Raw genomic sequence first — 12,786 nt, 5'->3', positions numbered from 1 at the left:
CAACAACCTTGAAATCGTGGGGCCGCTATGCGGCCCATCGCCGGCAAGCGCGGCTCCCACTGGGATCTCGCGCCAGCTTTAGGAAGTTGGGCAAGACAGACACCTGCCAGCCCTCCCCCCAATCTCACAAAAAAGGCCCGGCAGGGTCACCCCTGCCGGGCCTTGTTCACTTCCGATACATCAACCCATCAACGCCCAATCGCCCGCGCCGCATCGGCGGTATACATATCCGGGGTAAACTTGCTCTCGTTCAGAATCGGCCCCTTCTTCGCCTCGTTGGTCATCCCATACCCGGTGTACTGCCCCGAGTTCAGATCCATGAAGAACTGCGACCCGGCCTGCCAGCCACTCATGTCCGGGTGGTAGTAGTAGTTGACCATCGCATGCTTCCACAGCTGCCCACGGGCATCGTAGTTGTCGGCCATCACCGCGTTCCAGGTGTCCTCGTCGATAAACAGCACACGCTTGCCGTACACGTGGCGGTAGCCTTCCTTCAGGTCGGCCTCGACCACCCACACCCGGCGCAGCTCATAACGCATGAACTCCGGGTTGGGATGGTTAGGCGTCAGCAGTTCAGCGTACTTGACCGTGCCGGCATTGGCCTTGAAGGCGTTGGCCGGGCTGTAGATCTCGCGCTTGCCCAGCAGCTTCCAGGTGTAACGCTCCGGCGCGCCGTTGAACAGGCGGTCCTCGTCCACCGTCATGGTGCCGTTGGTGCCGATCATCGGCTGGTCGTAACCGTACCCCGGCATCTGCCGCACACGCCGGGTTGACGGGCTGTAGGACCAGGCCTGGCGCGCCGAGGTGACGAAGTTATAGGGCTCGTGGGCAATGCTGATCACGCCATTGTCACGGGCAGGCTTGAGCGTAGTGTTGTAGCTCATCGCCTGGACCATGTCGGAGGTTTTCGGCTCCACGGTCGGCGAGTTGGCCTGCGACAGGTTGCGCGCATGGGCGCGGCCCCAGCCGATGCTGCCGTTGGGCAGTACCGAGGCGAGGTCGGAGATTTTCTCCTCGGTGTAGGCGCGCGCAGGCAGCTGGTGGTTCCACAGTACTTCCATGCCGTTCTTGGGAATCGGGAACGGCACCTGGCCCAGGCCCTCGACACCCAGCCCATCGTTGACCAGCTGGGCATGCAGGGCGTTGTCCATCACTCGCCGGCACACGTAGTCGGGGTAACGGAAGTCGCGGTGCCCCGGGTAGATGTTCATCTTGTAGCTGGTCGGGTACTTCTTCAGCAGCGCCTTCTGGCCATCGGTCAGGTGCGCGGCGTACTGGTCCATGTTCTGCGCGGTGATCACCAGGATCGGCTTTTCATTGGCATACGGGTCCACCGGCTGGTCACCGGAGAACTTGACGTGGTTCCAGCCCGGCACTTCGCCCAGGTACTTGCCGGTGTAGGGCGGGATGGTGCCCTCGGCGTTGCCGGCCTGCTCGGCGCCAACGCAGGTCAGGTCCTTGCCCAGGCGGGCGGCCTCTGCAGGTGGCACGGCGGCGTTGGCGCTGGTCACCAGCCCGCTGTTGAGGGTCAGAGCGGCTGCGAGCATCACAGTTGTTGTTGTCGTTTTCATGTACTGCCTCCTTCGCTGATAAGGCTTGTGGTATGGCTTCATTGTTCCGGTTCCTGCCGGCACGGCATCGTCCGGAGGGACTACGAGTCAGGCGCTGACCAGGCGTGCCTTGAGCTCGGCCTTGAGCACCTTGCCGGTGGCGTTGCGGGGCAATGGCTGGTCAACCCGATAAACCTGGGCCGGCACCTTGTAGGCAGCCAGGCGCTCGGCGATGAACGTGCGCACCTGCTCGTCGGCCGGCAGGCTGGCCGCAGCGCCATGAATCGCCAGCGCCACCACTTCCCCGTGCAGCGGGTCAGCGACCGCGAACGCCGCCGCTTCCAGCACCCCAGGCATGTCGCTGACACAGGTTTCGATCTCGGCCGCAGAGATCTTCTCGCCGCCGCGGTTGATCAGGTCCTTGACCCGGCCGCTGATGAACAGGAAGCCCTCGTCGTCGAGGTAACCGAGGTCGCCGGTGTCGAGCCAGCCGTCGCGCAGGGTCTGCCGGCTGGCTTCGGCGAGGTTCCAGTAGCCCTGCATCAAGGTTGGCGAGCGCAGCCAGATCAGCCCTTCGCGGCCAGCCGGCAACGGCTGCAAGGGGTCGTCGCCGATGCGCACCTCGACAATCGGCAACGGCCAGCCGGCGCTGGCCGGGCAGTAGGCGAACAGGTCGCCGCCAATCGCCGCGCCGATGCCGTTGCTTTCGGTCAGGCCATAGCCACTGCCGGCGATCACCTGGGGCTTGCGCACGAGCATCTCGCCCAGCAGCCCGGCCGAAGACGCGCCACCGCCAAGGCCCAGGCCAAACAGGCTGGCGGTGTCGGCGCCGTCATAGCGGGGTGAGGCCAGCAGCTGCTGCATCATCACCGGGGCGCCATTGAACTGGGTGCAGCGCTCGTCGCGGATCAGGTCCAGCGCCTGCTCGGCATCCCACTTGTACATCAGCAGCAGGCGCCGGCCGCCGCGCAAGGCCGAGAGGAACTGCGCATGCAGGCCACTGACATGGAACAGCGGCACCGCCATCAGGCTGGTCGAGGCAAAGCCACTGCCGAGCATGCCGGCCACCCGCTCGGGCGAGGTCAGCGCACAGAACGCGCCCTGGAACTCCAGCGCGGTCAGCGCCTGGCAGATCGCCCCATGGCTGGACAACACGCCCTTGGCGCGGCTGGTGGTGCCGGAGGTGTAGAGGATCAGCGCCGGGGCTTCAGGCGCCAGGTCCACGGCAGCCAGCGGCAGCGGCTCGGCCGCCAGCAGGTCCTCGTAGCGCAGGCAGTGCGCAGGCAACCCGGCGTCGGCGGCGCGCCCGACCACAATGTAGGTGCGCCCGGCCGCCGCCAGGTCGTGCTGGAGCAAGGCCAAACGTGCATCGTCGCCGATCAGCAAGCGCGCCCCGCTGTCCTCCACGCCATGCAGCAGCTCATCGTGCAGGCCCCAGCTGTTGAGCGGCACGCACACCGCGCCGCAGCGCTGGATGGCGGCAAACGCCACCAGCCAGGCCGGCTGGTTGCGCATGGCGATCGCCACCCGCTCGCCAGGGCGCAGGCCCAAACGGCCTGCCAGCTGGCCGGCCAGGCGGTCGACCGCGTCGAAATAGTCGGCAAAGCTCAGCCGCTGCTGCTGCCAGACGACAAACTCCTTGTCGCCATGCACCCGTGCGGCGTCGAACACCTGCAGCAGGTTACGTGGCGCATGGCGAAACCGGCGCGGGCCGCCCGCAGCCGGGGCCATCACTTCAAACGGTGAACCGGGGGCAATCAACTGCGCCCAGGCGTGCCGCCAATGGTCAATGTTCATCAGGGTTCTCCAGCCGCTGCGCTCAGGCGCAGGCCGCATCGAGGGCGGCATAGCGTTCGCAATGGAAGTCGCGATCACCCAGGCAGGCCTGGGCTACCCGTACCCGCTTGAGGTACAGGCCAACATCCAGCTCGTCGGTGACGCCGATGCCGCCATGCATCTGTACCGCCTCGTTGGCGACCTGCAGTGCGGTATCGCCGGCCTTCCACTTGGCCAGGCTGACCAGCCGCCCCCGCCGGGCCGCATCCAGTTGTGGGTCGTCGAGCGCCGACAGGCCGGCCATCACCGCACTGCGCGCCAGGGCCAGCTCGGTATACAGGTGCGCGGCGCGGTGCTGCAGGGCCTGGAACGAGCCGATCGGCACGTCGAACTGGACCCGGGTCTTGAGGTATTCCACGGTGGTCTCGAACAACTGCTGCGCAGCCCCCAGCAGCTCTGCGGCCAGGCACGCCCGGCCGCGGTCGAGCACCGCGTCCAGCACCGCCCAGGCCTCCCCGGCCGCCCCCAGCAGCGCCTCGCGGCCGACCCGCACCTGGTCCAGGCGCAGGCGCCCGCTGTTGCGCGAATCGATCAGTGGCAGCGCCGTGCACTGCACGCCCTGGCTGTCGGCCGGGACCAGGAACAGGCTGATGCCGGCCTCCTCACCGGCTTGGCCTGCTGTTCGCGCCGCTACCACGTAGGCATCGGCACCAACGCCATCGATGACCCAGAATTTTTCCCCGCTCAGGCGGTAACCATCGCCCTCGACGACCGCCGTCATGGCCACGTCGCAGGGGCGGTGACGGGCACCCTCCTCCAGCGCCAGGGCCAGGCGCCGCTCACCGAGGATCGCTGCCTGCAGCCAGTCGTTGTGCTGCTGCGCGGAGCCTGCCAGGGCCAGCAACGAGCCGGCCAGGACCACGCTGGACAACAGTGGCGTCGCCGCCAGGTGCTGGCCCTTGGCCTCGAAGATCGGCCCCAGGCCCATGCAGCCGAAGTCCAGCCCACCCAGGTGCTCGGCAAACGGGATGGCGCTCCAGCCCAGCTCGACCGCCTCGCGCCACAGCTGGGTGTCGAAGCCTTGCGTCACGCCCTGGTCACGCAGGCGCCGCTGCGCCGCCACCGGGCTGCGCGCAGCGAGAAAGTCGCGGGCACTGTCGGCCAGCAGGCGTTGTTCGTCGTTGTAACGCAGGTTCATGGCGACACTCCTTTCTTGCCGTCGGGCAAACCAAGCACGCGCTTGGCGATGACATTGAGCTGCACTTCCGATGCGCCCCCGGAAATGGTCAGCGCATAGCTGTTGAGCCAGGCGCGGGTCACCGCCAGCTCGCGCTCGCTGAAGCCCGGCGCCTGCCAGCCGAGGGCATGGCCGCCCATGGCGTCGAGCAGCACCTCGAACTTGTCGCGCTCCTGCTCGGTGTGCAGCAGTTTCATGATCGCCATCAGGCCGCTGATGTCGTCGCCGGCCCGCCCCTCCTCGGCCATGCGCTGCACCGTCAGGCCATAGGCATGCTCATCCATCGCGCAGGCCACCGCCCGCGCCTGCAACGCCAGCTCGCCCTGGCTGCGCGGCTGCGGCAGGTATTCGCGCAGCAGGGCCAGCAGGTCGAAGTGCGACGGCAGGCTGAACTCGCCGAACTTCGACATGGCCTTGCGCTCGTGCTGCAACAGGTACTTGCCGAGGTTCCAGCCCCCATTGAGCGGGCCGATCAGCTGGCTCTTGGGCACCTTCACGCCATCGAAGAACACCTGGCAGAACGCCGACTTGCCGCTGATCAGGTCGATCGGCACCGGCTTGACCCCTGGGCTGCGCATGTCCAGCACGATCAGGCTGATGCCTTCATGCTTGGGCGCCTGGCTGTCGGTGCGCACCAACGCGTACATCCAGTCGGACTGGTCGCCGTAGGAGGTCCAGATCTTGCTGCCATCGACCACGAAGTGATCGCCGGCGTCACGTGCGGCCATTTTCAGGCTGGCCAGGTCGGAGCCGGCGTTGGGTTCGGAGAAGCCCTGGCACCAGCGCACCTCACCCCGCGCCATCGGCGGCAGCAGGCTGCGCTTCTGCTCTTCGCTGCCATAGGCCAGCAACACCGGCCCGAGCATCCAGATACCCAGGTTGATCTGCGGTGGCCGGCACTTGAGGCGGCGCATCTCGCTTTCCAGCACCGCCAGCTGCTCGGCATCCAGCCCGGCGCCGCCGTAGGCCTCGGGCCATTCGGGGCAGAACCAGCGCTTGTCGCGCATGCGCTCGAACCACAGGCGCGCATCGTCATTGGCGAACTGCGGCTGGCTGGCGCCCCAGACCACATCGCCTTCGCCCATGGCGGTGCGCATCGACTGCGGGCAGTTGGCTTCCAGCCAGGCACGGGTTTCGTGCCTGAATTGCTCTATCGTGCTCATCGGATGCAACCCTCGGCCCAGGCCCCGGGCGCTGCCGGGGCGGGGCCTTTCGTTGTGGTTGTGGTGGCTCAGCGCTGGGTGCGCGGCATGCCCAGGCCGAACTGGGCGATCAGCTCGCGCTGGATTTCATTGGTGCCGCCGCCAAAGGTCACGGTGACCGAGGCGCGCAGTTCGTACTCCAGGTCGCCGTGCAGCGCTGCCGCCGCCGAGCCGCCACGGACCACGCCGTTGGCACCGACGATGGCCGACAGCCGGCGCAGGATTTCGATCGCCGACTCCGAGCCGTACACCTTGGTGGTCGAGCTCAACGCCACGTCCATGTGCTCGCGCTCAAGGTTGGCGGCAATGCGCAGATTGATCAGGCGCATGGCCTCCAGGCGCGCATAGCACTCGGCCAGCGAGCTGCGCACCCAGGCCTTGTCCATTGCCCGCCGGCCCTGCTCGTCACGGGCTTTGGCCCACAGGTAGACGCGGCGGAACAGCCCGACGACCTTGTCTGACCAGGAGCCCAGGCCCAGGCGCTCGTGGTTGAGCTGCGAAGTGATCAGCTTCCAGCCGCCGTGCAGCTCGCCGACCAGCATGTCCCTTGGCACCCGCACGTTGTCGTAGTAGGTGGCGGCGGTCGGGTTGCTGGTGGTCGGAATCACCGTGCTGGAGAACCCTGGCAGGCGGGTGTCGAGGATCAGGATCGACACGCCCTTGTGCCGCGCCTGGCTCGGGTCGGTGCGCGCCGCCAGCCAGATGAAGTCCGCCGACTCGGCGCCCGAGGTCCACAACTTGTTGCCGTTGACCACGAAGTGCTCGCCGTCCAGCCGGGCGCTGGTGCGCAGCACCGCCAGGTCGCTGCCGGCATCGGGCTCGGAGTAGCCGATGGCGAACATGATCTCGCCCGCGGCGATGCCCGGCAGAAAGCGTTCTTGCTGCGCGGCGCTGCCATGTTCCATCAGCGCCGGGCCCACCGTGCTGATGGTCACGAACGGCAGCGGCGCGCCGGCGATGTTGGCCTCTTCGAAGAATATCAGTTGCTCGGTGGCGGCGTAGCCCTGGCCGCCATGGGCCTTCGGCCAGCCCACTGCCAGCCAGCCGTCACGGCCCATCTGGCGCACGGTCTGGCGATACAGCTCGCCGCCCTCCTGGCCGCGCAGGCGCTCGCGCAGCTCGGGGGTCATCAGCGCCTGGAAGTAGTCGCGCACCTGGCGGCGCAGCGCATGTTGCTCGGGGGTAAGATCGACGAACATGCTGTGCTCCTCAGGCCGCGCCCAGAATCAGGCCACTGGTGGGCACACCGGTGCCGGCGGTGACCAGCACGTTTTCCACGTCTGCCACCTGGTTGACTGCGGTGCCGCGCACCTGGCGCACCGCCTCGGCGATGCCGTTCATGCCGTGGATGTAGGCCTCGCCCAGCTGCCCGCCGTGGGTGTTGATCGGCAGCTTGCCGCCGCGGGCGTGGTGCCCGGCGCGGATGAACTCCTTGGCCTCGCCACGCCGGGCAAAGCCGAACTCTTCCAGTTGCGGCAGCACGAACGGGGTGAAGTGGTCGTAGATCACCGCCGTCTGCAGCGCCTCGGGGCCGAGCCCGGACTGGCGGTACAGTTCCCGGGCGACCACGCCCATTTCCGGCAGGCCGGTGATGTCGTCACGGTAGAACGAGGTCATGCTCTGCTGGCCCTGGGTGATGCCCTGGGAGCCGGCCTTGATGGTCACCGGCTTCTGCCGCAGGTCACGGGCGCGCTCGGCCGAGGTGATGACCATGGCTACCGCCCCGTCGGACTCCTGGCAGCAGTCGAGCAGGTGCAACGGTTCGCAGATCCAGCGCGAGGCCTGGTGTTCTTCGAGGGTGATCGGCTTGCCGTGGAAGAACGCCTTGGGGTTGGTCGCGGCAAAGTCCCGCGCGGCCACGGCCACCCGGCCGAAGTCTTCGGAGGTGGCGCCATAGGTGTGCATGTAGCGCTGGGCGAACATGCCGACCCAGGCGGCCGGGGTATGGAAGCCGTGGGGCATGTACCAGCCGTAGTTGACGTTGTCGAAGATCGGCGTGGCAGCAAAGCCGTAGCTGCCGCTACCGAAGCGGTACCAGGAACGCTCGTTCATCGCCCGGTACACCACCACTACCTTGGCCACGCCAGTGGCCACCGCCATGGCCGCGTGCATCACCGGTGCGCAGGCGGCGCCGCCGCCGTGGGGCACCTGGGAGAAGAACTTGACGTCCTTGCAACCCAGCAGGCGGGCGATTTCGTACTCCGGCACCTTGTCCACCGAATAGGAGCTGAAGCCCTCCACTTCCGAGGGGTCGATGCCGGCGTCGCGCAGGGCTTGGAGGGTGGCTTCGAGGGCCAGGCGCAGTTCGGTGCGCCCGGAGTTCTTGGAAAATTCGGTCGCGCCCAGCCCGACAATTGCGGCGCGCCCGGAAATCGAAAGGTTGCTCATGCTGCCTCCACTGGTCATGGCAGCACCAGCGCGACCGTGCCGGTCACGTGGTTGCCCATTGAGTTCTTGCCGCTCAGGGTCACTTCCACCGTGCGGGTTTCGGGGTCAAGGCCGGTCACGCTGCCGCTGAAGGTCATGCAGTCGCCGGGGTAGTTGGGCACGCCCAGCTTGATCTTCAGCGTGGTGAAGCGCGCCAGCGGGCCGGCCCAGCCTTCGACGAAGCGCTGTACCAGGCCGTTGGTGGTGAGGATGTTCATGAACACATGGGGCGAGCCCAGTTCACGGGCGGCATCCAGGTCGTGGTGGCCAGGGAAGTAGTCGCGTGTGGCAATCGCGCCGCCGGCAATCAGCGCCACCGTGATCGGCACCTGCAGCGCTGGCAGGGTTTCGCCGGGGCGCACATCGTCAAAGCGCTTGGTGTTCTTCGAGGTCATATTTCCATCCCAGCTTGTCGTTGTCGCTCAGCCAGTCGCCGAGCCGTTCCAGGCATGCCGCCGAACCGCCCAGGGCAATGCCCAGGGCGCGGCTCCAGTACAGGTAGCGGTGAATCGGGTAGGTCAGGTCGACGCCAATGCCGCCGTGCACGTGCTGGGCGACATGGCCAATGCGGTGGCCGGCCTCGCAGGCCAGGTAGGCGCTGGCCTGGGCCTCGGACGGTGCCGGCAGGCCAGCGTCCAGCCGGTAGCACAGCTGCCACAGGGCGCTGCGCAGGGCCTCCAGGGCGATGTGCGCATCGGCCATGCTCATCTGCACCGCCTGGAAACTGCCGATGCGCCGGTCGAACTGCTGGCGCTCGCCGACATAGGCCACGGTGCGCTGGATGTGCTCGGCACTGACACCCAGTTGCAGGGCCGCCAGGGCGGCGATGGCACGGGGTTCGAGCCAGGCCAGCGCGGCGGCGGGCAGCACGCGGTCGGCACTGACCCGCAGGCCCTCGATGTGCAGGTCGGCGATGGCTTCGCCGTGGGTCAGCACCCCCGGCACGCGGCGGATGGCCGGGTTGCCGAGGTCGAGCAGCAGCAGCCGTGGCTGGCCGTTGGCAAGCACCGGTAACAGCGCTGCGTGGGCCTGCCCTCCGAGTGGCAGTGCGGCCACCTGCCCGCTCACCTGCCAGCCCTCGGCACAGGCCGTGGCCTGCAAGGCGATACCGTTTGCGGCGTGCAGGCCGTCCAGCGACAGGCTCAGCAAGCGCTCGCCAGTAGCGGCCTGGGCAGCCAGCGGCGCCAGGTCGCCCAGGCCAAAGGTGGCCAGGGTCGCGGCCGCCAGCTGATGCCGCCACAGCGGTACCTGGCCGAGGCTGCGCCCTTGGGCCTGCAACACCAGCATCAGTTCGGTCATGCCCAGGCCGCTGCCGCCCTGCGGCTCCGGAATGGCCAGGGCATGCAGGCCGGTTTCCTGGCACAGCGCCCACAGCGGCGCCATCAGCGGCTCGCCGCTGGCATCCCAGTGGCGCAGGTAATCGTCGTGGCAGTGGTCGGCGAACAGGCTCTGGGCCATCTGTTCGATGGCCCGCTGGTCTTCGCTCAGTTGAAAGTCCATGGGCGCCCCTTACTCGGCCACAGGCCGGAACAACGGCAGGGTCTGCTGCGCGTCGAAGGTGTGGAATTCGACCTGCAGGCGCTGGCCGATCTGCAGTTGCTCGCGCTGCACGCCGATCAGCCCGGCGACCAGGCGCACGCCCTCGTCCAGCTCGATCAGGCCGATCGGGTTGGGGTGGTCGAACGGCGGCACTTCGGGGTAGTGCATGACCACGAAGGAATACAAGCTGCCGCGCCCGCTGGCCTGGACGCTGTCCCACTCGAAGCTGTGGCAGGCCATGCACACGGGTGCCGGTGGGTGGCGCAAGGTGGCGCAGGCGCTGCAGCGCTGGATCAGCAGGCGGCCTTCGGCGCAGCCTTCCCAGAAGAACCGGGTGTCGTCGCTCACCCCTGGCAGCGGGCGCTTGGCCTTGGCCAGTGCGGCCTCGGGCTTGGCCGCTGGCTGCGGGTTGGCCGGGCGGAACTTGAACACGCGGAACAGCAGCTCGCCCACCGGCTCGTCGCCTTCGGGCTTTTCGACGAAGTGGCTCATCACCAGGGTGACGAAGAAACCGGTGCCCAGGGCGGTGGTCTTCTCGTCGCCCACCGCGTCCAGGCGGGTGGTGTAGTACAGCCGCTCACCCAAGTGCACAGGGCGGGTGAAGCTCAGCTCGGAGTTCACTGCCACCACCGAGGCGTAGCCGTATTCTTCGATCAGCTTGAGCACTTCGTACGGGTTCTCCTCGGTGGAGCCCGGCGGGTAGTTGTTGGCATGCAGCCCTTCCATGGTCCACACCTGGAGCATGGCCGGCGGGGCGACGATCGCCTGGTGCGGGCTGCTCTGGGCAAAGTCGGGGTCGCTGTAGAGCGGGTTGTCGACGCCCATGATCTCGCACCATTGGCGGATCATCGGCGCATTCACCGCATCCCAGGCATACACCCGGCCATATTCGCGGCCCACGAGGGCGCGCACGCTGGATAGCAATTGTGGGTCAGCCAAAGTCGTCTCCTGCTACGTGAGGGCGGCGCGCCGATACGGCCACCGCCAGGTGGTCGATCAAGTCGGTAGGGCCTGGGCCGCACTGAGAAACGCCGGGCGTTCGCCACCGCCGTGCAGCAGCAGGTTGCAGCCGCTGGCATAGCTGGCCAGGGGTGAGGCGATGTACAGGCAGGCGTTGGCGATGTCGCTGGCAGCAGCCATGCGCCCGGCCGGGATGCCGGCGCTGACGGCGGCAATACCGTGCTCGCTGCCGTAGTGCAGGTGGGCCTGGTCGGTCAGCACCAGGCCGGGGCTGACCGCGACCACGCGCACTTTCGGCGCCCACTCCACGGCCAGCGATTGCACCAGCGCCAGCACCCCGGCCTTGGCCGCGCCGTAGGCGGCGGTACCGGGTGAAGCACGCAGGGCGCTGATGCTGCCGATGAAGACAATGCAGCCGCCCTGCGCCTGGGCCTGCATCAGGCGGTTGGCATGCTGGGCGGCGTTGAGCGGCGCGATCAGGTTCAGCCGCAGCACGCCCTCATGAAAGCGCGGCGAGGCGGTGGCGGCCACCGCCGACGGGCTGCCGCCAGCGTTGTTGACCAGCACGTCGAGGCGGCCGAAGTCACGCTCGATGGTGTCGAACAGTGCCTGCAGCGAATCGCCGTCGCGCACGTCGGCGGCGATGAACTCCGCGCTGCGGCCCTGGGCGCTGGGCAGCTGTTCGGGCTGGCTGCGGGCGCAGACGATCACTTGCGCCCCGGCCGCGAGAAACCCTTCGGCGATACCCGCGCCGATCCCTTTGCTACCGCCGGTGACGAGCACCACCTTGCCACTGTAATCAAACGCCATAGCCTGTTCCTCGTTCTGCCATGGCAACCGACTCTAGAGGCTCGAAGACGGGTGTACTTCGTCTGAACGGACGATGAATGGGCCAGGGTGCGGGGTAACACTGGCGGCCATCGCGCCCCTGCACACGAGGAACACCATGCCTGATTCAGCCGCTCCACCGGTCCTGCTCGAACGCCCGCTACCGGGCGTGGCGTTGTTGCGCCTGAACCGCCCGCACGCCACCAATGCCCTCAGTCTGGAGCTGCAAGCGCTGCTGTCGCGCCACTTCAGTGAATTGGGTGCAGACCCGGATGTGCGCTGCATCCTGCTGACCGGTGGCGACAAGGTGTTCGCCGCTGGCGGCGATATCGGCAGCATGGCCGGGGTCGGCCCGATCGATATCTATCGGCGCCATACCGAGCGGGTCTGGGCGCCGATCCAGCACTGCCCGAAGCCGGTGATCGCTGCAGTCTGCGGTTATGCCTATGGCGGCGGCTGCGAGCTGGCGATGCTCGCCGACCTGATCGTCGCCGGGCGCAGTGCGCGCTTCTGCCAGCCGGAGATCCGCATCGGCATCATGCCCGGCATTGGCGGCACGCAGCGCCTGGTGCGGGCGGTGGGCAAGGTCAAGGCCATGCGCATGGCGCTGACCGGGCAGCCGATCAGTGCCGAAGAGGCCTGGGTGGCGGGGTTGGTCAGCGACCTGGTTGACGATGACCAGGTGCAGGGCCATGCGCTGGAGCTGGCGCGGGTGATTGCCGGGATGCCGGCGCTGGCGGCCGAGCAGATCAAGGAGGTGATCCTGGCAGGGATGGATGCGCCGCTGGACGCGGCCTTGGCGCTGGAGCGCAAGGCTAATGCGTTGTTGTTTGCCTCAAGGGACCAGAAGGAAGGGATGCAGGCGTTTATCGAGAAGCGGGCGGCGCGGTTTGAGGGGTGGTGAGGTTTGCTCGGGATAGGGTTAAGGCTGCAATGTGCCTGCCATGACATTTGCAGCGCCTGTGGGTGCCTGCCATGGCTTTTTCAGCGCCTGTGAGATCGAGCGCCGCCCGCGCGGCGCATCGCGGGCAAGCCCGCTCCCACATTTGTTTCGGGCCAATCTTTCCTGTGAAGCCAACAGGGACCGCTTTGGTGCACGACTGGAGACTGGTGGTGCCGCATCAGCGCCTACCGAGATGCATCGCCAGACCCTGTTAGCTTCCACCGAAATGCATCGCCATGCTAACAAAGCGGGTCCTGTTGGCGGCACAGGAGTAACTGGCCCGAAACAGATGTGGGAGCGGGCTTGCCCGCGATGCGCCGCGCG

General features: G+C 67.5%; 11 protein-coding genes. 1 reads left to right on the top strand and 10 read right to left on the bottom strand.

What is annotated here, in order from left to right:
- Positions 1-188: 188 nt before the first annotated feature.
- The 10 genes from ABE528_RS26165 to ABE528_RS26120 all read right to left on the bottom strand — a co-directional run bounded on the left by ABE528_RS26165 (position 189) and on the right by ABE528_RS26120 (position 11,501).
- Positions 189-1,571, bottom strand: a complete 1,383-nt coding sequence (locus ABE528_RS26165) for a DUF1329 domain-containing protein (protein ID WP_178120025.1) — start codon at positions 1,569-1,571, stop codon at positions 189-191.
- 87 nt (positions 1,572-1,658) lie between these two features.
- Positions 1,659-3,347, bottom strand: coding sequence for a class I adenylate-forming enzyme family protein (locus tag ABE528_RS26160; protein WP_152954367.1), 1,689 nt, complete (start codon positions 3,345-3,347; stop codon positions 1,659-1,661).
- A gap of 22 nt (positions 3,348-3,369) precedes the next feature.
- Positions 3,370-4,524, bottom strand: coding sequence for an acyl-CoA dehydrogenase (locus tag ABE528_RS26155; RefSeq protein ID WP_346654503.1), 1,155 nt, complete (start codon positions 4,522-4,524; stop codon positions 3,370-3,372).
- Positions 4,521-5,726, bottom strand: coding sequence for an acyl-CoA dehydrogenase family protein (locus ABE528_RS26150; protein WP_346654502.1), 1,206 nt, complete (start codon positions 5,724-5,726; stop codon positions 4,521-4,523). The genes ABE528_RS26155 and ABE528_RS26150 overlap by 4 nt, the downstream gene beginning before the upstream one ends.
- Positions 5,727-5,794: 68 nt before the next feature.
- Positions 5,795-6,964 (bottom strand): acyl-CoA dehydrogenase family protein, encoded by a 1,170-nt coding sequence (locus tag ABE528_RS26145; protein ID WP_346654501.1) that lies wholly within the window; start codon positions 6,962-6,964, stop codon positions 5,795-5,797.
- A 10-nt stretch (positions 6,965-6,974) separates the two neighbouring features.
- Complete coding sequence (locus ABE528_RS26140) at positions 6,975-8,153, bottom strand: lipid-transfer protein (RefSeq protein ID WP_346654500.1); 1,179 nt, start codon at positions 8,151-8,153, stop codon at positions 6,975-6,977.
- Positions 8,154-8,167: 14 nt separating this feature from the next.
- Positions 8,168-8,587, bottom strand: a complete 420-nt coding sequence (locus ABE528_RS26135) for a MaoC family dehydratase (RefSeq protein WP_346654499.1) — start codon at positions 8,585-8,587, stop codon at positions 8,168-8,170.
- Positions 8,559-9,692, bottom strand: coding sequence for an acyl-CoA dehydrogenase family protein (locus ABE528_RS26130; protein ID WP_346654498.1), 1,134 nt, complete (start codon positions 9,690-9,692; stop codon positions 8,559-8,561). The genes ABE528_RS26135 and ABE528_RS26130 overlap by 29 nt, the downstream gene beginning before the upstream one ends.
- Before the next feature lie 9 nt (positions 9,693-9,701).
- The gene (locus ABE528_RS26125; protein WP_346654497.1) at positions 9,702-10,670 is read right to left on the bottom strand and encodes an OB-fold domain-containing protein; all 969 of its coding nucleotides are present in this window, start codon (positions 10,668-10,670) and stop codon (positions 9,702-9,704) included.
- 57 nt (positions 10,671-10,727) lie between these two features.
- Positions 10,728-11,501: an SDR family oxidoreductase gene (locus tag ABE528_RS26120; protein WP_346654496.1), complete on the bottom strand. Its 774-nt coding sequence runs from the start codon at positions 11,499-11,501 to the stop codon at positions 10,728-10,730.
- A 136-nt stretch (positions 11,502-11,637) separates the two neighbouring features.
- Between ABE528_RS26120 and ABE528_RS26115 the strand changes: the two genes are divergently transcribed.
- Entirely contained in the window at positions 11,638-12,423 is a 786-nt protein-coding gene (locus tag ABE528_RS26115) for an enoyl-CoA hydratase (RefSeq protein WP_346654495.1), read from the top strand.
- The last annotated feature ends 363 nt before the right edge of the window (positions 12,424-12,786 follow it).

Source organism: Pseudomonas sp. TWI628 (assembly GCF_039673865.1).
In the GTDB taxonomy this organism is placed as follows: Bacteria; Pseudomonadota; Gammaproteobacteria; order Pseudomonadales; family Pseudomonadaceae; genus Aquipseudomonas.
Note: the sequence above shows the minus strand (reverse complement) of the source record. Positions and strands in the feature narration are given on the sequence as shown.

What these genes read in the sequence shown, in the direction of transcription:
- ABE528_RS26150 (WP_346654502.1), bottom strand. Translation starts at nt 5,726, where the DNA reads ATGAGCACGATAGAGCAATTCAGGCACGAAACCCGTGCCTGGCTGGAA.
- ABE528_RS26115 (WP_346654495.1), top strand. Translation starts at nt 11,638, where the DNA reads ATGCCTGATTCAGCCGCTCCACCGGTCCTGCTCGAACGCCCGCTACCG.
- ABE528_RS26135 (WP_346654499.1), bottom strand. Translation starts at nt 8,587, where the DNA reads ATGACCTCGAAGAACACCAAGCGCTTTGACGATGTGCGCCCCGGCGAA.
- ABE528_RS26160 (WP_152954367.1), bottom strand. Translation starts at nt 3,347, where the DNA reads ATGAACATTGACCATTGGCGGCACGCCTGGGCGCAGTTGATTGCCCCC.
- ABE528_RS26130 (WP_346654498.1), bottom strand. Translation starts at nt 9,692, where the DNA reads ATGGACTTTCAACTGAGCGAAGACCAGCGGGCCATCGAACAGATGGCC.
- ABE528_RS26155 (WP_346654503.1), bottom strand. Translation starts at nt 4,524, where the DNA reads ATGAACCTGCGTTACAACGACGAACAACGCCTGCTGGCCGACAGTGCC.
- ABE528_RS26145 (WP_346654501.1), bottom strand. Translation starts at nt 6,964, where the DNA reads ATGTTCGTCGATCTTACCCCCGAGCAACATGCGCTGCGCCGCCAGGTG.
- ABE528_RS26140 (WP_346654500.1), bottom strand. Translation starts at nt 8,153, where the DNA reads ATGAGCAACCTTTCGATTTCCGGGCGCGCCGCAATTGTCGGGCTGGGC.
- ABE528_RS26120 (WP_346654496.1), bottom strand. Translation starts at nt 11,501, where the DNA reads ATGGCGTTTGATTACAGTGGCAAGGTGGTGCTCGTCACCGGCGGTAGC.
- ABE528_RS26165 (WP_178120025.1), bottom strand. Translation starts at nt 1,571, where the DNA reads ATGAAAACGACAACAACAACTGTGATGCTCGCAGCCGCTCTGACCCTC.